Source organism: Temperatibacter marinus, from assembly GCF_031598375.1.
In the GTDB taxonomy this organism is placed as follows: Bacteria; Pseudomonadota; Alphaproteobacteria; order Sphingomonadales; family Kordiimonadaceae; genus Temperatibacter; species Temperatibacter marinus.
On record NZ_CP123872.1, the window covers coordinates 1,991,140 to 2,010,999 of the forward strand.

A 19,860-nucleotide genomic window follows, 5' to 3' on the forward strand; every position below is an offset into this window, starting at 1 on the left:
AATGTTTGGAAGTTATATAAAAATTGCGCTGCGTAGCCTGTCTAAAAATAAACTCTATGCTGCTATTAACTTGATAGGACTGGCCCTTGGATTAGCTGTTTATCTGATCAGTGGGTTGATAGCACACTATGAAAAAAACCATGATCATATGTTTGAAAATAGGGACCGGACTTATACAGTTTCCAGCTATAATAATCCTCTAAATAACAACGCGAATGTAGAGAGTTCCGGCACATATATGGCCCTTCAACCACTTATGAAGGTACAAATGCCGGAGCTGACGGTTGCCCGTGGTTTGGACATGGAAGTTCTTTTGCAAACTGATGATAAAGGCTTTTATGAACAGGCAAAATTCATTGATCCTGAGTTTTTAGATATTTTTAACTTTGACTATTCTTCAGGGGGAAAGGCATCTCTAACAGGCCCAAATCAAGCCATATTGACAGAAGAAATGGCGGTGAAATATTTTGGGACCGTTGACGCTGTGGGGCGGCGATTTGATATCCGTGGACAAGACACTGTGACATCTATTCTCGTGGTTGCGATCATCAAAGAGGTTGCTGTAGATAGCCATTTTAACTCGGACTTGATGGGGAATGACCGCCTTGGGCTCATGGTGCATATTAAAACAATTGATACTATTTGGGACTTTTTAAAACCAGATACAAACTGGGGTTGGCTTTCTTCGAGGTACCATAGTTATATTATGACTGATGGTGCTGTCTCGCTTAACTCACTCAACACGCGTGTTAACCAATTATACATGCAATCTGCACCCAAACGGGAATTGGATGTGGTGAGTAAGCTGGTTGTCCGTCCTCTCGTGGATAAGAATCTTTCAACATGGTTTTCTGTAGGCATACCTGTGATTGATATTATGGAGTATCTCGGTCTTCTTATTCTTGTGGTGGCTATTGTGAATTATTCCAATCTGGCAACAGCACAAAATATGGGGCGCTTCAAAGAAGTTGGACTGAGAAAAACATTAGGCGCGAACAGAAAACAATTGTTGGTCCAATTCATGGTTGAATGCGAAAGTATCGTTTGCATGGCTATGGTGCTTGCTCTGGTGCTTGTCGAACTATCAATCCAGCCCTTTAATGCTGCGTTAGGGAAAAATCTTATCATTGATTATGTCGCCATAACCCCATGGGTACTGACGACTACGGTCCTTGTTGGCCTGATGGCAGGGAGCTATCCTGCTTATATGATTACGAAGATGTCTGCGTCTGATGCTATAAAAAATGTGGCACAGAAAGGACGATCAGGCAGTCTCTTTAGAAATATTATGATCGGTGTACAATTTGTTATTTCTATTGTCATGCTGGCAATGGTGCTCGTCGTCACGTCTCAAAATAACGAGATGACAAAGGATAGTGAGATATTTCCAAAGTCTCAAGTTATGACACTGAGTCGTATAGATGATCAGGCTATTATGGATAAGAAAGAAACCCTCTATAACGAACTCATGAAGTTAGCTGATGTGGAAAATGTGAGTTTTGCCTCCCAAGTGCCTTTTGTGAATCAAAATTGGACGTGGACTGTCTCTAAAGTTAAAGGTGAAGATCAGGGTGTCAGCATGAATAACATGCACGGCGACCCAAATTTCCTTGATTTATATGATATACCAATAGTAGCGGGCCGGAATTTTGATGACAAAAACAGCTCAGATGAGGCAAAATCAGGTGATCCCCTTGCGAAAGTTATCATCAATGAAAAAGCTGTCTCTCTTCTAGGGTTTGAGACGCCATCAGAGGCGCTTGGGCAGTCTGTTTATGTGGGCGACCCTAAAAACCCTTACGAGTTATCCATTCTAGGCGTTATGGAAGATCGCAATGTCTTGGGGCTTCAAAATCATGTTAAGCCGTTTATTCTAAGATGGCGAGAAGCCAATTATAATTATGTTTCTATTCGGCTTAGAAAAGGAGCTTCAAGTCAAACTATTGATAAGATAGAAGATCTTTGGAAACAGCTGTTCCCAAAGAATCCAATTGAATGGTCTTTCTTAGACAGTCGCTTTGAAGAAAACTTTAAAATCATGAAAGCATCTGGGTCTATTTTAGCGGGTTTTGCTACTCTTGCCATGACGTTGGCGCTTTTTGGTCTCTTTGGTTTGGCTGCTTTTATGGCAGAACAACGTACCAAAGAGATTGGCCTTAGGAAGATCTTAGGCGCAGGGATCAAGCAAATCGTGCCTATGTTGCTCCTGCAGTTTTCTAAGCCAGCCCTTTGGTCGATGCTCATTGCCTTTCCGTTGGCCTACTATAGTGCGACACGCTATCTTGAGATTTTTGCCACGCGCATCGATAGCACAATCTTTTTGATCGTCTTAGCCTGTAGTTTTTCAGTCTTACTGTCTTGGCTGACAATTTCTGTCCATGCACTGAAAGTAGCCAGAGAAAACCCTATCAAAGCTTTAAGGTATGAATAAGTATAGTTTGGGGCGAAGGCTGAATGAGGTAAGGACCTAAAAGAGCTGGTCAAATAGGGTGTTACGCCTTATCTAGGAGAAACAAAATTGTTTCTCCTTTTGATTTTTGGATCTGTAATGAAATGTATTGGCCGTCCTCTTAAGCAGACTGTTGCTCCCTTTAAATCTCGATTTCCTTGGTGGGGCGCAGATCTGCAAACCATTCGAAGTTCGCTGTATGTGGAAGAGGGAATCACCGAGACATATCGGCTGGCAATCCCAATTGACGGAGACAATAAAATCTCTGTTGCAGTCAATGACCCTTCTGAACCATGGACAGGGAAGTTACTCCTCTTGTCTCATGGTATGGGCGGGACGGAAGGCAGCGGTTATATGCGTCGCACAGCCCGATATTTTCTAGATCGTGGATGGAAAGTTGCACGGCTAAATATGCGAGGTGCGGGGAAATCAGCGGAAACATCTGCGCCGCCCTATCATGCAGGGCTAACAGGGGATTTAAGTGCAGTTCTGACAGGATTGACTGAGTGTGAACCAGAGGCAGATATATTTTTAATGGGTTTTTCTTTAGGCGGCAACCTCACTCTTAAATATCTAGCGGAAGGCGACGTGCCGGAGAATGTGAAAGCAGCTGTGAGCATCTCTGCTCCCATCGACTTAACCGCGGCTTCTGCTGTCTTGAGTAAAAAGAGAAACGCGCTCTATGTCACCTATCTGGTGAATCAGCTTAAACGGGATTTAAAGAAAGCACCATCCGTGATGGCACCCGATGCTCTGGAAAAAATAAGATTTATCCGAGAGCTTGACGATCAGCTTATTGCACCGTCATTTAGTTTTAAAGATCGTTTTGATTATTATGAACAAATGTCTGCTGGTCAATTTATGCACCGAATCAAAACGCCAACCTTAGCTATTCATTCAGAGGATGATCCTTGGATTCCCTACGAAACTTACCTCAAGGCGGTAAAAAATGACCACCCCTTTGTCTCAATTTTATTGACAGAGGCTGGGGGACATGTGGGTTTCTTTGGGAAAGGCTCTAAAATTAATTGGTTTATTCCAGTAGCTTACGACTACTTTATCTCAGAAAGCGCTACGTCCTAACCCTCTGTATTATCATTATTATTTAAAGTTTTAATTAAAACTATCACTATCTATTGCTCAATTTAACTAAACTTGTTTTCCTATAAGCGTGGTGGGTGGAATCATTGTTGCAAGGGCATCTTATATAGGAATAGACGAATGGTTTCAGAATTGAATGATCTTAACCTTATAGAAGGTGATTTATTAGATAAGATGCTTCTGGCGCAGCGCGTGGGAAAATTCCTTCGCTCTGATAAAGAAGAAAAAGAGCGCTTAGTTATAGAAAATGTTGCTCACTTGTTGGCCAAAGATCTTCACAATGCTGTACGAGAAATGTTGGCATTTGAAATCCGAAACTGTACTCTGTTGAATGCTGAGCTTGCCGAGACGATTGCAACTGACATCCAAAGTGTCTCTAAGCCTTTTTTAGCTGAAACACCTACATTTACAGATGATCAATTAGCAACTCTCATTCCTAAATTACAGAATTTTGCTCACGTAACGCTCGCCAAACGTAAAGATATTGGTGAAGAGACTGTTATGGCTCTTGTGACTGTTGCTGATAGTGAGGCTGTGACATTCGTAGTAAGAAATCACGACGTAAGTATTCCAGAAAAAGGCATGCTGACTGTAATGGATCGTTTTCCAGATCAAACAACACTCATGGACTATATGAGTGAAAGGACAGACTTGCCAGTTTCTATCGCCTTGGATTTGATTGAGCGGATTTCAGCTGTGTATAAGAATGCGCTTATTCAGCGTTATAATGTCAGTGAACCAGTAGCAGAGATCGTGCGTAAGAAATCGACGGCTGAAGTGATTTTAGATCGTCTAAACAAGTTGGAAGACGGCCGCGTACATGGCTATGTGATTGATCTCCACCGTGAAGGAAAAATATCCATTGATCTGATCTTAGAGCTTGGTCCCAACTTAAGTCATCAATTTTTACTAAGTAGTATTGCAGTCCTAACAGGCAATACGGTATCAGAAATTCGGGTCATTCTCTCTCTTGAGGATACAAAAGATTTTGTTCGCTTTTGCAAAGGAAGTGGTTTCACAGATCATCAATCTGTGAAACTACTTCGTCTGATCAAACAAGTGAATGAAAGCCTTAGTTAAAAACCATTGGGACAATTAAGTAGCATAATCCAGTCACAATGAATGTGCCCAATATGTTAAGCCATAGTCCTGCACGAACCATCTGAGGGACCTGGATGTGTCCTGTAGAGAAGACGACAGCATTTGGCCCCGTCGCCACAGGCAACATGAAAGCACAGCTGGCAGCCATAGCGACAGGCGCAGCCAGCATGATAGGATCTAGACCTGCTGTTGTAGCGAGCGCAGCTAACACTGGGACAAGAGCTGCCGTGGTTGCCGTATTGCTGGTAAGTTCTGTCAGAAAGATCACAAGGGCGACGATCGCCAGAATTATGAGAATTAATGGGGCCGCTGACATCACTGTCATGGCATTTCCAAGCCACAGTGCTAAACCAGAAGATTGAATAGCCGCAGCAAGGCTTAAGCCGCCTCCAAATAAGAGAATAACGCCCCATGGAAGTTTTGTGGCCGTCTCCCAATCAAGAAGCGCGCTGGTTTTTTGGTCATCCCCTGCGGGAATTAGGAACATTGTTAGGGCTCCGCCAATGGCAATATGTGTGTCTTTTAAAGACGTGAGAAAGGGTAATATGTTGACGAGCCATTCAATATCATCCAGCACGGTTCGGAAACTCCACATAAAGGCCATTGCCGCCATCACATAAGCGACACGCTTTTCGGGTGTAGAAATTGCCCCCATTTTATTGAGTTCCTTTTCGACAACCTCTTGGCCTCCTTTGATGCTCTCACCGTCAAAAGGAAAGACAAGTTTTGTGAGCACGAACCAGGCAGTAGGAACCATGACAAGAACTACTGGTAGGGCAAAAAGCATCCACTGAAGAAAGGTAATTTCTATTCCCATGTTAGAGTTAATATATTCTACTACAAAAAGATTTGGGGGGGTCCCAATTATAGTTCCCAAACCGCCAATGCTCGCAGACCATGCACATCCGATAAGCAGGGCGATCGTAAAGCGCTTGATATCTTTAGCTTCCCCGATGATTGTTGTGGCGACTGTAATTGCAATCGGGACAATCATTAGGGTTGTCGCTGTATTTGAAATCCACATGGAGAGCAGCGCTGACGCTGCCATAAATCCTGCAATAAGATTAGCAGGATGCTCCCCAACTTTATCAAGGATATTGAGGGCGATTCGCCGATGAAGGTTCCATTTTTGCATGGCCATTGCAGCAATGAAGCCACCAAGTAATAAAAAGATAACAGGCCGTGCATAAGGCAAGGTTGCTTCAGCTGATGATGTAATACCTAAGAGGGGTAAGAGAATGATAGGCAAAAGGCTGGCCGCTGGAATAGGGATGGCTTCTGTGGACCACCAACACCCCATCCATAGAGCCACAGAGACGACGGCCCAACTTTCAACAGTCATCCCTTCAGGTGCAGGAAATAACCACAAGATTAGGGCGAGTATTGGCCCTAAAAATAATCCAACTGTTTGAACTTTAGTGCGTGTTTCTTGAATAGTCCCAGCCATGATCAACTCCCCTTTTTAAAGAAAGATACTTATTATCTGTCTTTGATCAAGAAAAAAGCCTCGTCCCATGACAAGGCTTTCTATATCTGATTGCATGATTACCTGATTAGTCAAAGAGACTCGAGACAGATGTTTCATGAGCGATACGGCTCACAGCTTCTGCAAGCAGCGGCGCTACAGAGACGACCCGCACTTTATCACAGCCCTTAACACTATCAGTAGGGGCAATACTATCTGTAATGATTAATTCGTCCATAACGCTATTGGTAATACGATCAATAGCGGGCCCAGAGAGAACTCCGTGGGTCACACAAGCAGAAACACTTGCAGCGCCCGCTTCGTGAAGCGCTTTTGCCGCATTACAAAGAGTGCCTGCACTATCTACAATATCGTCTACCAAAACACAGTGATAATCTTTCACTTCGCCAACAATATGCATGACTTCTGAAATGCCAGCCTTTTCACGGCGTTTATCAATAATAGCAATTGGCGCATCAATCCGCTTAGCATAGGCGCGAGCGCGAACAACGCCGCCAACATCAGGAGAGACAACCATGACTTTATCTTTGCCAGCATATTTTTCTTTTAGATCCCGTGTAAGGACAGGTTGTGCAAAAAGATTATCCGTTGGTATGTCAAAAAAGCCTTGAATTTGTCCAGCATGAAGATCCATAGTCAGCACCCGATCAGCACCTGCTGTGGTAATTAAGTTCGCAACCAATTTTGCAGAAATAGGTGTTCTTGGACCTGGCTTTCGATCTTGGCGAGCATAGCCATAATAGGGCACAACTGCCGTGATGCGTCTGGCGCTGGCTCTGCGCAGAGCATCAATCATAACCAGCAATTCCATAAGGTTATCATTAGCAGGGAAATTTGTTGGCTGGATGATAAATACATCTTCACCGCGCACATTCTCTTTAATCTCAACCCAAATCTCTTCATCAGAGAACCGTTTAACGTCAGCGTTGGTTGTTGGAATGTTCAAATAGGTGGCAATAGCTTCAGCTAATTCGCGGTTAGAGTTACCGCTTAGAATTTTCATGCCCATGAGGGACCTCCGTAAAGAGTTTCAGACCAAGATGAGTGATATCTTGCTCTCTTTATTGCTTTAAACTTCATGTAGCAGGGGGCAGGGGGTGTGTAAAGTCCGACTGAAAGCTGAACGAAAGTTTGAGCCATATTTAGTCGATAAACGCTCTATTCATGGCCCCCCGTGTAACATTATTGCGCTAATGAGCCGTCCATAGTCCTCTTCACCGGCATGTGTGGCCCGTCTATAAGAATAGTAATGCCCCGAATCAGTGTAGGTGTCTTCGTGAGCGTTCCAAATATTTGAGAGGCCAGACTTCTTCAATTCATCTTCTACAAAACATGGCAGATTGAATTGCCAGTGCTGATGATCTTTCCCAGGGCTGAAATATTTATCATTGGTTGCTGTATCTTTAAGGAATGCACCAATGAATTCTTCCGTGACTTCGTAGGAGGGTTGGGCGAGTGTGGGGCCGATTGCAGCGCGAATGCCGTCAGTGGATGCGCCCAGGGAAATCATGAGATCAACTGTGCTTTGAATGATGCCTCTCTTTGCCCCTTTCCATCCCGCATGCGCAGCCGCTATGACCTTTGCCTGTTCGTCATAAAACAAAATGGGAGTACAGTCTGCAGTAAGAATACCGATGATTACACCAGGCGTATTTGACACAAGAGCGTCTGCTTTTTCTGGCTCGCCGGCCCAATGACCAGAAACGGTGACAGCAACATTCTCATGCACTTGATACGGCGTAATCAGAGGTGTATCGCGTCGGCATGAGAGATCTTGTGCCACTAACATTCTATTCTCATGAACGGCTAGCATGCTGTCTTTTGACCCAGATCCGCAATTCAATCCTTCATAGAGCCCTGTAGAGGTGCCTCCGCATCGGGTATAAAAGCCGTGCGATACATGGGGCGCTGATAGCGAAGGGGCTATTATTTTTTTCAAACCGCTCTCAGGGATATTAAGCATGTTCAAACCCTTTTGCTCTTGTTTCAATCTTGCTTTCCAGACAAATGACCTTGAACAGGGTGCCCATTTGGTCTGGAGCAGTCAGTCTTTTAAGTCCTGTTAATATCTCTGTTTGTTCTTTTTTCTGCTTCCCCTCAGAGAGCTGCATTGCGCGTTGGCCCGCTCCTATAGCCATTAGAAAGGCTCCTTGGTCTATGGGGCCTGATACGGTAAGGCCTTTCTCTGAGGCAGCATCTTTGATGGCGGCAAAATTCACATGAGCTGTTAAATCCGCTCTGCCTGGAGACTGAAGAGGATCCACATACTGATGGTTTTTGATCGCTTGGAAGCTATCGCCGACAGAATGGGCGTTATAACCATAGTCAATAAAGAGACAGCTCCCCCCGGCCGTTTCGAGTAAATGCGAGATATCACTGACAAGCGATAAAGCTGCAGGGCAGACTTCGATAAGAGCCTCTTCCTTTGCCTCTTGCTTTAGACTTTCTTGTGCAAGTAATAAGGTATTGCCTGCAGGGCTTAGACTATAGGCAAGTTCGGCGTCAAAAAAGTTGACACGTTTTTCGAGCCAGATGCCTTTTTGTTTTTGATATTGATGGATAGGAAGGGCGTCTATGAATTCATTACCAATAATTAACAAGGGCCCTTGCCCCTGATATTCTTTTAGAGAAGAGAGATGCGTGAGATTAAGGTCATATTCTTTGACTTTTTGGCGCTGTATTTCTTTGAGTTTTTTACTCATTTCCACCATGACTAAGGTGACAGCTTTGTGGAAACCAGGAATATTTTTTGTTACGCGGAGGATGTCATTCATAAGCACCCCGCGACCGGGGCCCAGTTCAAGTAAAGTAAAGGCAGAGGGACGACCTAAAGCTTCCCATCGTTCTGCCAGCCATAGTCCTATCATTTCGCCAAAAATTTGATGAATTTCTGGGGCTGTAACAAAATCACCTTTGGTTCCAAATACTTCCTGATTTTGATAATAGCCATGTTCAGGATGCATAAGGCAGTCAGCCATATAGTCTGCAATGGTAATTGGACCATGCCGTTTTATGCGCTTTTTTAAGATATCAAAAAGAGAGTTTGTCATCGTTATTTCTTACGCTTAAAGCCTTGGGACATAAGCCAACCGGCAAAGATAAACATAGGAATTGTTAATAATTGTCCCCGAGAGATTTCAATGCCCAGCATGGAAGACAACCCGAGGTGTGCGTCTGGTTCACGGAAATATTCAACCGTAAAACGAGAGAGCGCATAGCCAGCAAAAAAGAGCCCGGCAATAATGCCTGCTTTTTTCTTTAATTGTGTGAAGTGATACAGATATTGTAATATTAGAAATAGTATAAGTCCTTCGAGGAGGGCTTCGTAGAGCTGACTTGGGTGGCGCGGAAGTTGTTCTGGGTCTGAAGGAAAGACCATGCCGACCCAGCTGTCTGTCGGACGCCCGTAAAGCTCTCCGTTGATGAAATTTGCTAGACGTCCAAGAAGCAAGCCTATAGGGCTAACAATTGCTACAACATCAGCGACCCGCATCAGATCAAGTTTTTGCTGGCGGCAAAAAAGAATGACAGCTAGGACAACACCAATCAAGCCACCGTGAAAGCTCATTCCCCCGTCCCAGAGTTTTAATATGGCTAATGGGTTTTCCATATAATAAGGGAAGTTATAAAACAGGACATATCCAATCCTCCCACCGATTATAACACCCATGGCAGCGTTAAAGAAAAAATCATCAATATGATGCGTGGCCATTGGCGCGCCAGGTTTAGAACTGATCCGTCTGATAGACCACCAAGCAAATAATAGTCCAAAGATGTAAGCTAATGAATAATATCTTAACTGGAAAAAGCCCAAATCTATGTAGGGGTCAATTTGAGGAAAGGTTAAACTGAAAGCGCTAAGTATGATTTCCATGCTAAATCCTGATTATTTATCTGTCTGCTTAATGAACATTTATGGCCCCTATATGTCAAGGGAAGGAAGAAGCTTCTTGCAAACTGATCTTTCATACACCATATGAACAATAAGAAATATTTTTAGGGCGAGAAAACAGATGCAAACAAATAATAAATTCTTTGATGATATGGCACAACTTGCTAGCGGCGCTGCAGGTGCGGTTCACAGTGTTAAAAGTGAAATGGAAGGCCAATTTCAAGCCTGGCTTGAACGTCAATTGTCATCCATGGACTTGGTAACACGAGAAGAATTTGAAGTTGTTAGGTTGATGGCTGAAAAAGCCCGTGATGAAAATGATGCTTTGAGGGCTGAGTTAGAGGTGCTGAAGTCATCGAAAGACTAGGCATGATAGTGACTAATATAATTTCCTCCTTAAGTAATAATCTTGCAAAAGACCCTTTTTAATCGGTGTTTTTCTCTAAGAGTGTAATTGTCGCTTGCCAAAGGGCTTTGCCTATGAGACTCTTGCCTTAGTCACACATGACAGAGATCTTTGGGCAGGGACTGAGTGACATTAAAATAGTCACTGGCTATAAAAAGACAGTCAAAAATGGGACGGTAACGGGTCTAACTCGCTTGTTTGGGCATAGGGCAAGCAGTTGTTTACGGACCTCATCTCTAGGGGGATGTCTCATATGACTAGTTTATCTACTGACCACGCAATCCTTGAACTTCCAAATCCAATTGATCTTGCTGAAGAAATGGCTGGCGCAAATAATTGGGATTTTTCTCGAGAAGAAGATGAGTTAATTATCCTTTTAAGTGGTGAATACTGTGATATGCATTTGAGGCTTTTTTGGCATCAGGAGTATAAAACCTTACAGTTGGTGAGTTTTCTTGATCTTAAAATTCCTGAAAATCGTCTCTCTGACATGCAAAATGTTATCCATCGTATAAATGAAACAATGTTTTTGGGGCATTTTGAATATTGGCATAACGAGAGTGCTATTCTTTTCCGGCATGCGAGCCTTGCAAGTGATCCTATGGCGGGCAGCATTACTGCAGATCATTTGGCAAATCTCATTGAAATTGCTGTAAAAGAATCGAATAAGGTTTATCCTGTCTTCCAATTTATCATGTGGGGCGGTCTTAGTCCTGAGGAAGCTATTGAAGCCTCAATGCTTGAATGTGCAGGTAGTTGCTAGCTAAGTTCGCCTCTCTAAGTAGACTCATTTTTATAGGCAAGGGCGTCTCTTCTTTTGACGGGACGCTTTAATCTTTTGCATATTCTCTCACAGGCAAAAAAAATCTCATTATGGTGCAATTCCTATTTCCTTTTTGCGGAAAGATAGTAAACTAAGACCATCAGGTCCCAACTCTGATATAATTTATGTTTTACCGAGGAGGCTTCACAATGTGGGAAGCAATTTCCGAAGAAAAACCACTCGTCATTATCGGATGCGGTAAAATGGGTGGTGCAATGGCGCGCGGATGGCTGAAAGCGGGCTTGCCCGAAAGCCATCTTCTCGTCGTAGATCCTGTTGCTGCCCGCACGGGTGTCGAAGGAATAAGCTGTAGTTGTGTCTTTCCGTCTATGGAGGAATTACCTGCAAACATTTACCCTTCAGTGATTATTTTAGCAATTAAACCGCAAATTATGGATGCAGTGCTTCCTGCTGTAGCGGCAAATATGCAGGGTGGGCCACTGATAATATCGGTCGCTGCAGGGACTAGAATTGGATATTTTTCAAAAAGCTTAGGCAGGGATGCACCGATTGTGAGGGTCATGCCGAATACACCGGCTTCGATCGGATGCGGTATAACAACCCTGGTCGCCAATGATTATGTCTCTGAAAGTCAAAGAAAACTTTCGGAACAGCTTATGAAGGCTGTAGGGAAAACAGTCTGGCTTTCTTCTGAAGATCAAATGAATGCTGTTACAGCCCTATCTGGTTCAGGACCTGCTTATGTATTTCATATGGTAGAAGCTATGGCTGCAGCAGGGTCAGCGATGGGGCTGGATGACGAGTTGGCAATGACTCTTGCTAGAGAGACCATCGCAGGAGCGGGGGCGTTGTTATCCCATGACACACGCAGTGCAAAAATATTACGAGAAGAAGTGACAAGCCCAAAAGGAACTACCGCAGCCGGTTTAGAGGTCTTAATGGGCGCAGATACGAATTTGTCTCAGTTAATGAGGCAAACTGTACGGGCAGCAAAAAAACGTGGTGAAGAGCTAGGCTCCTAGGCAGGGAATTTTTTTTCCCATTTTTCTCGAGCCGGAATAAAATGTGTCAGTACATCGCTATAGAGGGTGCGATTACTAGCGACCACATGTGCACAGATTGGTTTTCTTTGATTGTAAACAAAAAGCTGTCCATGGCCGTTGGTGACAAGTCCTCCGGCTTCTCGAACAATCAAATCAGCAGCTGCGATGTCCCATTCGTTTTTAGGTCTTAGGGATACACAGCAATCGGCCTGAGCATCAGCTACTTGTGCTAACCGCAAACCAATTGAATTTTGTTGTTTACACTGCATCTCTTCCGGCCAACTGATCGGCCAAAGGTTTTCTGAACGAAAAGCATTTTCACATCCGCGCATGCGGGCATCAGATAGACTTTTTTGCCAAGAGACAATAATTTCTTCGTCGTTTTTAAAAGCACCTTTGGAAACCTCGGCCTCGTAGAAGGCTTGCTGCGCTGGCGCATAAAAACACGCTAAGACAGGTTTGCCCGTATAGACAAGAGCAACGGATATACCCCAATCATCAGAGCCTTTCATAAAAGCTTTCGTGCCATCGATAGGGTCAACTATCCAGACCCTTTTGCATTTCAAGCGGTCCATGCTGTCCTCGGTTTCTTCAGACAGCCAGCCATATTCGGGTCTATTGCGCATGAGGTGTTTTTGAAGATATTTGTTAACGGCTATATCCGCTTCTGTAACAGGATTGTTTTCTGATTTATCCCAGCTTTCAAGGTCATCATTGCGAAAATAGTGCATGGCAATATCAGCAGCTTCTCGCACTGTTTTGTGCAAGAGCTTTTTGTCCTCTTCAATGGACCAATTATTCGCTATCTTAGCCATGTGAGCTTTCAAAAGATCTAAAAAAGTCGTCTATGTACCTGCTACCATCATGCCATCAACTCTTAGAGTAGGGCTATTCACACCGTATTTAAAGGTTAAATCACTTGCAGCGGTCATGTTTTTAAACATTTCTTTCAAATTGCTAGCAATGGTTACCTCATTGACTGGCGTAGTAAGTTCTCCATTTTGAATTCTAAACCCTGAAGCGCCTCGACTGTAATCACCCGTAACGCCGTTAACCCCCATGCCAATTAATTCAGTGACATAAAAACCATCCTTAATGTCCTTAATCATTTCAGCAGGAGAGATATCGCCCGCTTGGATGTAAAGGTTAGAAAGGCCAATACCAGGAGGTGAGGATGTACCGCGACTTGCATGCCCGGTAGTTTCCATGCCCAACTGTTTGGCCGATGCACTATTAAGCGTCCAAGTTGTTAACATTCCGTTATCAATCAGTTTCATAGATCCAACCGATACACCTTCGCCATCAAACTGCTTTGATTTGAGGCCGCGTTTCATAAAGGGGTCATCGATGATTGTAATGCCCGAGTTAAAGATCTGTTGATGTAATCCATCCTGAAGGAAACTTGTCCCGCGGGCGATCGCAGGCCCAGATATGGCGCCGGTAAGGTGACCAATGAGGCCATTGGCAACGCGAGGATCAAAAACAATAGGGATTTGGCCACTTGGCAACTTGGTTGCGCCAAGACGTTTGACGGCTTTTTCACCAGCAAGGCGCCCCACATCTGAAGCGCAGGCAAGGTCTGTGAAATGTCGAGCGCTGGTGAAGTCGTAATCTCTCTCCATCGCCGTGCCTTCGCCCGCAACGGCTGAAATACTTGCTGAAAAGCTACTGCCTTTATAGTGGCCTGAAAAGCCATGGCTTGTGGCGAGTGAGATTGCCCAACTCCCAGCTGAAGCCCCTGCACCGTCACTGTTTGTGACACCTTCGACACTGCGAGCGGCCTCTTCTGCTTGAGCGGCAATTTCTGCCAGTGTATCAGCGCTGACGTCTGTTGCGTCAAACAATTCTAGGTCCTGTAAACTTCCCTTGAATAACTTTTCTTCTGGCGCAAGGCCGCAGTAGGGGTCTTCAGGTACCGCTTGGGCCATTTCAACTGTCCGCTTTACCAAGGATGAAAGAGAGCTTGCAGAGCGGTCACTGGTGCTTGTCATCGCCTGTTTTTGACCAAAAAAGACACGGAGACCAATGTCTGCTCCTTCAGATCCGTCGACATCTTCAAGTTTGCCGTCTCGCCAGCTTACGCCCTTACTTGTCGCATCCACAGCGACTGCATCTGCGGCATCAGCCCCGAGTGCTTTTGCGCGTTTCACAAGGTCATCAAGAATATCGAGAGTATTTTCAGACATAAATTAATCTTTCCCTTTAAGTTCATAAATCGCGCTGTCATACGGCCCTAGATCAATGACTAATTTTTTGCGTGACTCATCATAAGAGATCAGCCCGTTAACACCCGAGAGCGCGACTTTTGATAGAGTAGCTTGTTCTTCAGCAAATCCAAGTTTTTTCAACAAATTATCTGTCACTGGGACTGAAAAAGACTGTGCACTTTCACCGTCAAGATTTGCAGCGATGATGAGGATTTGCCCGTCTTTCTCACGCAAGAAGGCAAAAGACTTGCTGTTCTTATCGTCTAGAGGTTTTGGATAGAGCGCTGTATATTCTCCTTGCAGGGCAGGCATGGAACGGTGAAATTGCATTAAGGAAACATAGAAATCCCTTAACTGTTTTTCTGCCTTTGTCAGAGCGCCGCCGTCAAAGAGGCCATTGTTCATCCAGCGTTGATGGGCTGGGACCCCCATGTAATCAAATATGCTGGTCCTTGAAGGATCCCCAAAGCCAGGCTCTTCGGAACCATCTTCGCCGACTTCTTGGCCTGAATATATCATTGTTGGACTACGAGAGGAAAGAGCGCTGATCACCATCATTGGTTTTCCTGCTTCGGCCGAGCCAGCAAATTCTGAACTGGCGATTCTTTGTTCATCGTGATTTTCGAGAAAATGAAGCATATGCGCATCGATATCACTAAGCCCTTGAAGAATGGGATCGATTTTGTGAGTAGTTTCTTTGCCTTGGATGATCCATTTCAAGGTATCGTAGAGTTCTACCTTGTCATAAAGATAGTCCATTTTCCCAAGGTGAATATAACGACGATACAGGGTCGGATTATAGACTTCTGCTAGAAGGAGTGCTTCGGGGTTATTTTGTTTGATATGACTGTTTAAGTAACTCCAAAATTCTACAGGAACCATTTCAGCCATATCATATCTAAAGCCATCGACACCAAGTTGGGTCCAAAAGAGTGCTATGTCACGGAATTTTTCCCAACTGTCTGGCACCTCTTTGGTCTTCCAAAATAGAAGATGATCAGAGGCCGTTTTTTGGGCATAGCTATCAGGCAGGCTAGGAAAGTCATATGTACCATCAGGGCGCACCCCATAATTTACTTTGACGGTCTCATACCAATCATTAAAATCTGGCTGGGCTTTTCGACTGCCATTGCCAGTCCATTTCGCGGGGTATTCCTCGAATTTTCCATCGATTAGCGGATGCGGCTCTCCACCAATAGGCTTATAGTCATTTAGGGGGTGAGGGACTTGGAAGCTTTTCCCCGGAATATAGTAGAAATTATTATCCCGTTCATAAGCGACCGCCGTATTATCTGCTGCGCCAAAATCAGCGACACCAGCGGGTTTTCTCAGGGACTTATAGTTTCGAGCCACATGATTAGGAACAATATCAATCATTACTTTCATACCAGCATGATGAATGCGGTTCACTAAGGCTTTGAATTCGTCTAACCGATTTTCTGGCTGATCTGCAAGATAGGGAGTGATATCGTAATAATCGACGACAGCATAGGGACTGCCCGCTCGACCTTTAATGACGTCGGGATCATCGAGAGGGATGCCATAGGCTGTATAGTCACCAACAATAGCATGCCGAGGCACGCCGGTTAGCCAAATATGGGTGATGCCCAATTCATGGATGCCTGCTAAGGCCTCAGGAGTGAAATCAGAAAATTTCCCTACACCGTTTTGTGCGATAGACCCCCAAGGAATATTGGCGGTTTTCTTATTGCCGAACAAGCGCGGAAATACTTGATATAGGGCAATTTTTCCGGCTGGATTCTTATAAGTGATTTTAGGGTTGGCTGCCAATTCCATTTGTTTCTTTTCTCGGGTTTCTAGTATTGATTTATTGGAAAAATAGAGCCACACATTCGCGCCCAAAATCAGAATGACAGCAATGCCGAGTAAAAGCTTTTTATTCATTTTTCAATCCCTCTCAATTCGAAGTTGGTTTTAGGGCATAATAAGCAAGGAAAGCAATGTGTAACTTTTTGCATTAAATCCCTGCTTTTTGCAAAAATTACTCATCTTAATTCAAAGTGCTCGTTGTAAAGCTCTTGATTTGCAGATCTAATCTCACTTAGGGTGCTGTTCCTTGTTGGTATAGGGGTGTTGGAGAGATCTAATAAAATTTGGTTTAAAATATCTTTGGGTTGTTTTCATAGCAGCGGCGATGGCTCTTTTTTCCATCTATATGATCGGACACAAAAACCTGATGTGCTCCTCTGCTTCTGGACAGGATCAGGCGATTATAAATTTAAGTTGCTGGACTGCGAACAACACCGTTTCTTTGAATACCGAGTGGGACCTTACAGTCGATAATTTACCGCGTGATTTTTCTGTGGTGCAAGTTGATGAGCAACCATGGATTAGGGCGCCTATCCAAACACTATGGTCTACTCAGGGGTTTGCTAAAAGAGGCACTTCTGTTCTCTATAAAGTCACACTACTTCTTCCTGAAAATAGCCGTGATCTTTATCTTGATGTTGGAGAAGCTCGTACAGCTTTTCGGGTATACGCCCGTCCTGACTCTATGCTTTATAAAAAACTCTACGAGAATGTATCAGAAGCAGGGTTTCATCAGTTCCTAAGCGGAAAGATTAAGGATCCTATTGTCAGGCTGCCTGATGCTAAAGAGACACTTACGATATTACTTCAAGTTGCTAACGGACCTGCAATCGAGGGCGGTATTCATAAGGTTCCTGCACTAGGATCTCTAGGTGCGTTAACCGAACAGCGGAGTTATCAGCTTTACTTTGGTCTTCTGATATTGGCGATAGTTCTGTTGCTTATTCTTTTAAATGTTGGCTTTAAAGGGACAATTTCAGGGAAGAGGGCTCGGTTTTATCTGATCATGATATTATGTGGTTTCGCGTTGCGACTTTTCGATACATCTCGATTGATTGGCTATTTGGAAGCAGATCTGCCCTATACGGTTTACTATCAATTGGGCTGGTCAACGATGTATTTTATCTTCATGTTCTGGCTCATTTACGTGAGAGAAGCTCTGGATATTGCGCTCCCTAAAGTATGGCATAGTTTTACCATTATCTTTTTGAGTGGAATGGTCTTAAGTGCTTGGATATTCCCTCTTTCCGTAACGCTTGGTTTGGCACCTTATATTAGGATATATGTTATATTTATTGCCACATGGTCGTTATATCTTCTCATAAGGTATGGGATGGAACATCTTCATACAAAGCGGGTAATTCTATTAATCGGAATGTTTGCTCTCGCTCTCTGTGGTGTGCTTGACATGGTTCTTCAATCTATCGGCATTTTTAATCATTTGACTCAAATAGGACTTCTGTTCTTTGGCTTAATGCAAACCGTCTATATGCATCTTCATGCTGATGAGAGAAAGCACCCTTAGTTTTTCAGTTCAAAAGAGAAAAGCCGCACCACTGTTGGCACGGCTACTGCAATTTGCAGATTATAGTTAAGCTTTTTCGGTAAGTTAGTACAAAACTAGTAGAGCACCTCCTTTGTTAGTATTAATCCTTATGTATCAGGGCACTATAGCCTGACATTAAAAGGGAAATAGGACGTCAAACACCTGTTGGCCGTAGCGCGGTTGCTGCACGTCACTGAGTTTACCCTTGCCGCCGTAGAACAAACGTGCTTGGGCGATTTGGGCGTGTAAAATCGTATTAGAAGATGAAATGTCTTCGGGGCGAATAATGCCGGTTAAGATGAGATCGCGGCGTTCAAAATTGACGACGGTCTCTTGTCTCGCTTGAATAACAAGATTTCCATTAGGAAGGATGTCAGTCACAGTCGCAGCAACACTTAGGTTGATGCTTTCACTTCGATTGACAGAGCCGTTCCCTGTATATCCACTGCTGGATGATCCTCCGACGAGGGAACTGCTATCGAAAGCGCCTCGTACAGCGGAATTCACAGGAGAAATATTTGCATCACCAGTTTTTGTATAAAGATAGGGGATGGCTTTTTCTAAACCAAAAAAGTTAGGTAAGCCGGCAGATTCGCTTCCAGATCGAGACGTGGTCGAACTGTTACCGATCTGAGCGCTATCATTAATAGACACATTGACAGTCAGGATGTCGCCCACTCTGCGCGCCCTTTGATCTTTAAAGAAACCACGAGCACCCGCACGCCATAAGCTCGTGCCGCGCACTTGTTTTTGCGGAGAAACATCAGCTTTACTCATAGCCAGAGATGGTTCAGTTGCAGGTGCCTTGACATCTTTGATGGGTGTCATCGCTGGGGCTGTACCAATGTTGGATAATCTATCCACTGCACCGCAGGCACTGAGGGCCAATATCGCAGAGCATAGGACAACTTTTTTGACTATAGATCTTTTCATGGGTCGGTCCTTGTTACTTATCGAGAAGCCAGTTTTAAGGGGCGGTTAGGTTGAACCCTAACGCTATTTACGCCGTGGACAATTGCTTCGAATGTTTTCTTGCTACGGGTATTTTGAATGATGATAGTCTCTCCTCTCGCGCCGTCTTCCATTGCTTTAGCAGTCATGGAAATGGTAAGAGGCCCAGTCTTTAAGGTGACGCTGATAAGGTCCCCTTTTTTGATGATCTGAGGGCGCTGGATTGAGGATGTTTGGATAGGCTGATTTGGTCTTAATGTTCGAACAGGAGACATGCCGATCAGCTCGCGGTCACTAATAATATAGCGATCTCGAATGGAATTATTCTTAACTTCTTTCCAGGTGATGTCTTCTTGTCTGATCACCTCGCCTTTGAGAAGAGCTGCGCTTAGGACGGGAATTTTTGTCATCACATCCACACGACCGTTCACTCTTTTTTGTTTAAAGGCATTCTCTCCCTCAGGAATGAGAAGCGTGAGTGAAAAATTGTCTCGGCGTTGATTAAGTTTCAAATTATTAATTTGAACCTCATCCAGAGAGCGTGTGGTGGGGATCATGATATTTTGACCAAAACCAAAGAGCTGAATGCGGATATTTTCTTCGCCAATCTCATTGTGGATGGCACTATCAATCAAAGGCTGAACATCGTCTTGAGAAAGTTCCAAGCCGATGCGCGAGATCGTCATTCTGAAAGTATAGTCAGGTTTTGACCAATTTACATTGTTTGTTTTAGCGATTCTCTCAAGCTCATAGCTGCTGACTTTTTTAACCTGACCAGGCTTAGGAGATTTCATGATGATTTTATCAGGATCTTCCAGCGTATAGGTAAGCTCTTCACCGAAGAGCTGTGCGAGCGTCACAAAAGAGGTCTCTATCTCTATGGATTCTGCTAAGGCTACGGAAATAGAAGGATCTGAAGTGCTGGCATATGTTGTTGAAGCAGTAACCATAAATCCGCTGGAAATAATCCCTGTCGCAAGCGCCAGCTGGTGCAACTTGGTCTTGATATGTACGTGATAGTTAAACATCGTTTTATCCTTTAGAATTATGGTTACTGAATTGGG

At 44.0% G+C, this 19,860-nt stretch carries 17 protein-coding genes; 7 read left to right on the top strand and 10 right to left on the bottom strand.

What is annotated here, in order from left to right; genetic code table 11:
- The first annotated feature begins 1 nt into the window (after window position 1).
- The 3 genes from QGN29_RS08825 to QGN29_RS08835 all read left to right on the top strand — a co-directional run bounded on the left by QGN29_RS08825 (window position 2) and on the right by QGN29_RS08835 (window position 4,630).
- On the top strand, window positions 2-2,431 hold the full coding sequence (locus tag QGN29_RS08825; RefSeq protein WP_310797490.1) for an ABC transporter permease: 2,430 nt from the start codon (window positions 2-4) through the stop codon (window positions 2,429-2,431).
- 117 nt (window positions 2,432-2,548) lie between these two features.
- Window positions 2,549-3,532 carry a YheT family hydrolase gene (locus QGN29_RS08830; protein WP_310797491.1) on the top strand — a complete coding sequence of 328 codons (984 nt, stop codon included), beginning with the start codon at window positions 2,549-2,551 and terminating at the stop codon, window positions 3,530-3,532.
- Between the two features lie 138 nt (window positions 3,533-3,670).
- Window positions 3,671-4,630, top strand: coding sequence for a DUF2336 domain-containing protein (locus QGN29_RS08835; protein ID WP_310797492.1), 960 nt, complete (start codon window positions 3,671-3,673; stop codon window positions 4,628-4,630).
- On the opposite strand, the gene QGN29_RS08840 is transcribed toward QGN29_RS08835, so the two are convergent.
- The 5 genes from QGN29_RS08840 to lgt all read right to left on the bottom strand — a co-directional run bounded on the left by QGN29_RS08840 (window position 4,623) and on the right by lgt (window position 10,011).
- Complete coding sequence (locus tag QGN29_RS08840; RefSeq protein WP_310797493.1) at window positions 4,623-6,098, bottom strand: SLC13 family permease; 1,476 nt, start codon at window positions 6,096-6,098, stop codon at window positions 4,623-4,625. The genes QGN29_RS08835 and QGN29_RS08840 overlap by 8 nt on opposite strands.
- Before the next feature lie 106 nt (window positions 6,099-6,204).
- Window positions 6,205-7,140: a ribose-phosphate pyrophosphokinase gene (locus QGN29_RS08845; RefSeq protein ID WP_375164700.1), complete on the bottom strand. Its 936-nt coding sequence runs from the start codon at window positions 7,138-7,140 to the stop codon at window positions 6,205-6,207.
- Between the two features lie 159 nt (window positions 7,141-7,299).
- Complete coding sequence (gene pgeF / locus QGN29_RS08850; RefSeq protein ID WP_310797495.1) at window positions 7,300-8,100, bottom strand: peptidoglycan editing factor PgeF; 801 nt, start codon at window positions 8,098-8,100, stop codon at window positions 7,300-7,302.
- The gene (locus QGN29_RS08855) at window positions 8,093-9,187 is read right to left on the bottom strand and encodes a class I SAM-dependent methyltransferase (protein WP_310797496.1); all 1,095 of its coding nucleotides are present in this window, start codon (window positions 9,185-9,187) and stop codon (window positions 8,093-8,095) included. Before QGN29_RS08855 ends, pgeF begins: the two co-directional genes overlap by 8 nt.
- 2 nt (window positions 9,188-9,189) lie before the next feature.
- Window positions 9,190-10,011 (bottom strand): prolipoprotein diacylglyceryl transferase, encoded by an 822-nt coding sequence (lgt, locus tag QGN29_RS08860; protein WP_310797497.1) that lies wholly within the window; start codon window positions 10,009-10,011, stop codon window positions 9,190-9,192.
- A gap of 139 nt (window positions 10,012-10,150) precedes the next feature.
- On the opposite strand from lgt, the gene QGN29_RS08865 reads away from it, so the two are divergent.
- The 3 genes from QGN29_RS08865 (at window position 10,151) to proC (ending at window position 12,241) form a co-directional block, all read left to right on the top strand.
- A complete protein-coding gene (locus tag QGN29_RS08865; protein ID WP_310797498.1) occupies window positions 10,151-10,396 on the top strand; it encodes an accessory factor UbiK family protein in 246 nt (81 codons plus the stop codon).
- Window positions 10,397-10,688: 292 nt separating this feature from the next.
- Entirely contained in the window at window positions 10,689-11,198 is a 510-nt protein-coding gene (locus QGN29_RS08870; RefSeq protein WP_310797499.1) for a type III secretion system chaperone family protein, read from the top strand.
- A gap of 209 nt (window positions 11,199-11,407) precedes the next feature.
- Window positions 11,408-12,241 carry a pyrroline-5-carboxylate reductase gene (gene proC / locus QGN29_RS08875; protein ID WP_310797500.1) on the top strand — a complete coding sequence of 278 codons (834 nt, stop codon included), beginning with the start codon at window positions 11,408-11,410 and terminating at the stop codon, window positions 12,239-12,241.
- On the opposite strand, the gene QGN29_RS08880 is transcribed toward proC, so the two are convergent.
- From QGN29_RS08880 to QGN29_RS08890, 3 genes are read right to left on the bottom strand one after another with little or no spacing between them, the layout of a single operon-like run.
- Window positions 12,238-13,077, bottom strand: a complete 840-nt coding sequence (locus QGN29_RS08880) for a 3'(2'),5'-bisphosphate nucleotidase CysQ (RefSeq protein ID WP_310797501.1) — start codon at window positions 13,075-13,077, stop codon at window positions 12,238-12,240. The two genes, proC and QGN29_RS08880, sit on opposite strands and share 4 nt — an antisense overlap.
- A 30-nt stretch (window positions 13,078-13,107) precedes the next feature.
- Entirely contained in the window at window positions 13,108-14,448 is a 1,341-nt protein-coding gene (locus QGN29_RS08885) for a TldD/PmbA family protein (RefSeq protein WP_310797502.1), read from the bottom strand.
- A gap of 3 nt (window positions 14,449-14,451) precedes the next feature.
- Entirely contained in the window at window positions 14,452-16,266 is a 1,815-nt protein-coding gene (locus QGN29_RS08890; RefSeq protein ID WP_445800656.1) for an alpha-amylase family glycosyl hydrolase, read from the bottom strand.
- Window positions 16,267-16,624: 358 nt separating this feature from the next.
- Between QGN29_RS08890 and QGN29_RS08895 the strand changes: the two genes are divergently transcribed.
- Window positions 16,625-17,824 carry a hypothetical protein gene (locus QGN29_RS08895; protein ID WP_310797504.1) on the top strand — a complete coding sequence of 400 codons (1,200 nt, stop codon included), beginning with the start codon at window positions 16,625-16,627 and terminating at the stop codon, window positions 17,822-17,824.
- Between the two features lie 156 nt (window positions 17,825-17,980).
- Here QGN29_RS08895 and flgH read toward each other — a convergent pair whose 3' ends face one another.
- Together flgH and flgA are read right to left on the bottom strand one after the other, a co-directional pair.
- Window positions 17,981-18,778, bottom strand: a complete 798-nt coding sequence (flgH, locus tag QGN29_RS08900) for a flagellar basal body L-ring protein FlgH (protein ID WP_310797505.1) — start codon at window positions 18,776-18,778, stop codon at window positions 17,981-17,983.
- A 17-nt stretch (window positions 18,779-18,795) separates the two neighbouring features.
- The gene (gene flgA / locus QGN29_RS08905) at window positions 18,796-19,824 is read right to left on the bottom strand and encodes a flagellar basal body P-ring formation chaperone FlgA (RefSeq protein WP_310797506.1); all 1,029 of its coding nucleotides are present in this window, start codon (window positions 19,822-19,824) and stop codon (window positions 18,796-18,798) included.
- Window positions 19,825-19,860: the final 36 nt, after the last annotated feature.

Excerpts from the sequence above, each read along its gene's own strand:
- QGN29_RS08825 (WP_310797490.1), top strand. The coding sequence starts at position 2 with ATGTTTGGAAGTTATATAAAAATTGCGCTGCGTAGCCTGTCTAAAAAT.
- QGN29_RS08830 (WP_310797491.1), top strand. The coding sequence starts at position 2,549 with ATGAAATGTATTGGCCGTCCTCTTAAGCAGACTGTTGCTCCCTTTAAA.
- QGN29_RS08835 (WP_310797492.1), top strand. The coding sequence starts at position 3,671 with ATGGTTTCAGAATTGAATGATCTTAACCTTATAGAAGGTGATTTATTA.
- QGN29_RS08840 (WP_310797493.1), bottom strand. The coding sequence starts at position 6,098 with ATGGCTGGGACTATTCAAGAAACACGCACTAAAGTTCAAACAGTTGGA.
- QGN29_RS08845 (WP_375164700.1), bottom strand. The coding sequence starts at position 7,140 with ATGAAAATTCTAAGCGGTAACTCTAACCGCGAATTAGCTGAAGCTATT.
- pgeF (WP_310797495.1), bottom strand. The coding sequence starts at position 8,100 with ATGCTTAATATCCCTGAGAGCGGTTTGAAAAAAATAATAGCCCCTTCG.
- QGN29_RS08855 (WP_310797496.1), bottom strand. The coding sequence starts at position 9,187 with ATGACAAACTCTCTTTTTGATATCTTAAAAAAGCGCATAAAACGGCAT.
- lgt (WP_310797497.1), bottom strand. The coding sequence starts at position 10,011 with ATGGAAATCATACTTAGCGCTTTCAGTTTAACCTTTCCTCAAATTGAC.
- QGN29_RS08865 (WP_310797498.1), top strand. The coding sequence starts at position 10,151 with ATGCAAACAAATAATAAATTCTTTGATGATATGGCACAACTTGCTAGC.
- QGN29_RS08870 (WP_310797499.1), top strand. The coding sequence starts at position 10,689 with ATGACTAGTTTATCTACTGACCACGCAATCCTTGAACTTCCAAATCCA.
- proC (WP_310797500.1), top strand. The coding sequence starts at position 11,408 with ATGTGGGAAGCAATTTCCGAAGAAAAACCACTCGTCATTATCGGATGC.
- QGN29_RS08880 (WP_310797501.1), bottom strand. The coding sequence starts at position 13,077 with ATGGCTAAGATAGCGAATAATTGGTCCATTGAAGAGGACAAAAAGCTC.
- QGN29_RS08885 (WP_310797502.1), bottom strand. The coding sequence starts at position 14,448 with ATGTCTGAAAATACTCTCGATATTCTTGATGACCTTGTGAAACGCGCA.
- QGN29_RS08890 (WP_445800656.1), bottom strand. The coding sequence starts at position 16,266 with ATGGAATTGGCAGCCAACCCTAAAATCACTTATAAGAATCCAGCCGGA.
- QGN29_RS08895 (WP_310797504.1), top strand. The coding sequence starts at position 16,625 with ATGGCTCTTTTTTCCATCTATATGATCGGACACAAAAACCTGATGTGC.
- flgH (WP_310797505.1), bottom strand. The coding sequence starts at position 18,778 with ATGAAAAGATCTATAGTCAAAAAAGTTGTCCTATGCTCTGCGATATTG.
- flgA (WP_310797506.1), bottom strand. The coding sequence starts at position 19,824 with ATGTTTAACTATCACGTACATATCAAGACCAAGTTGCACCAGCTGGCG.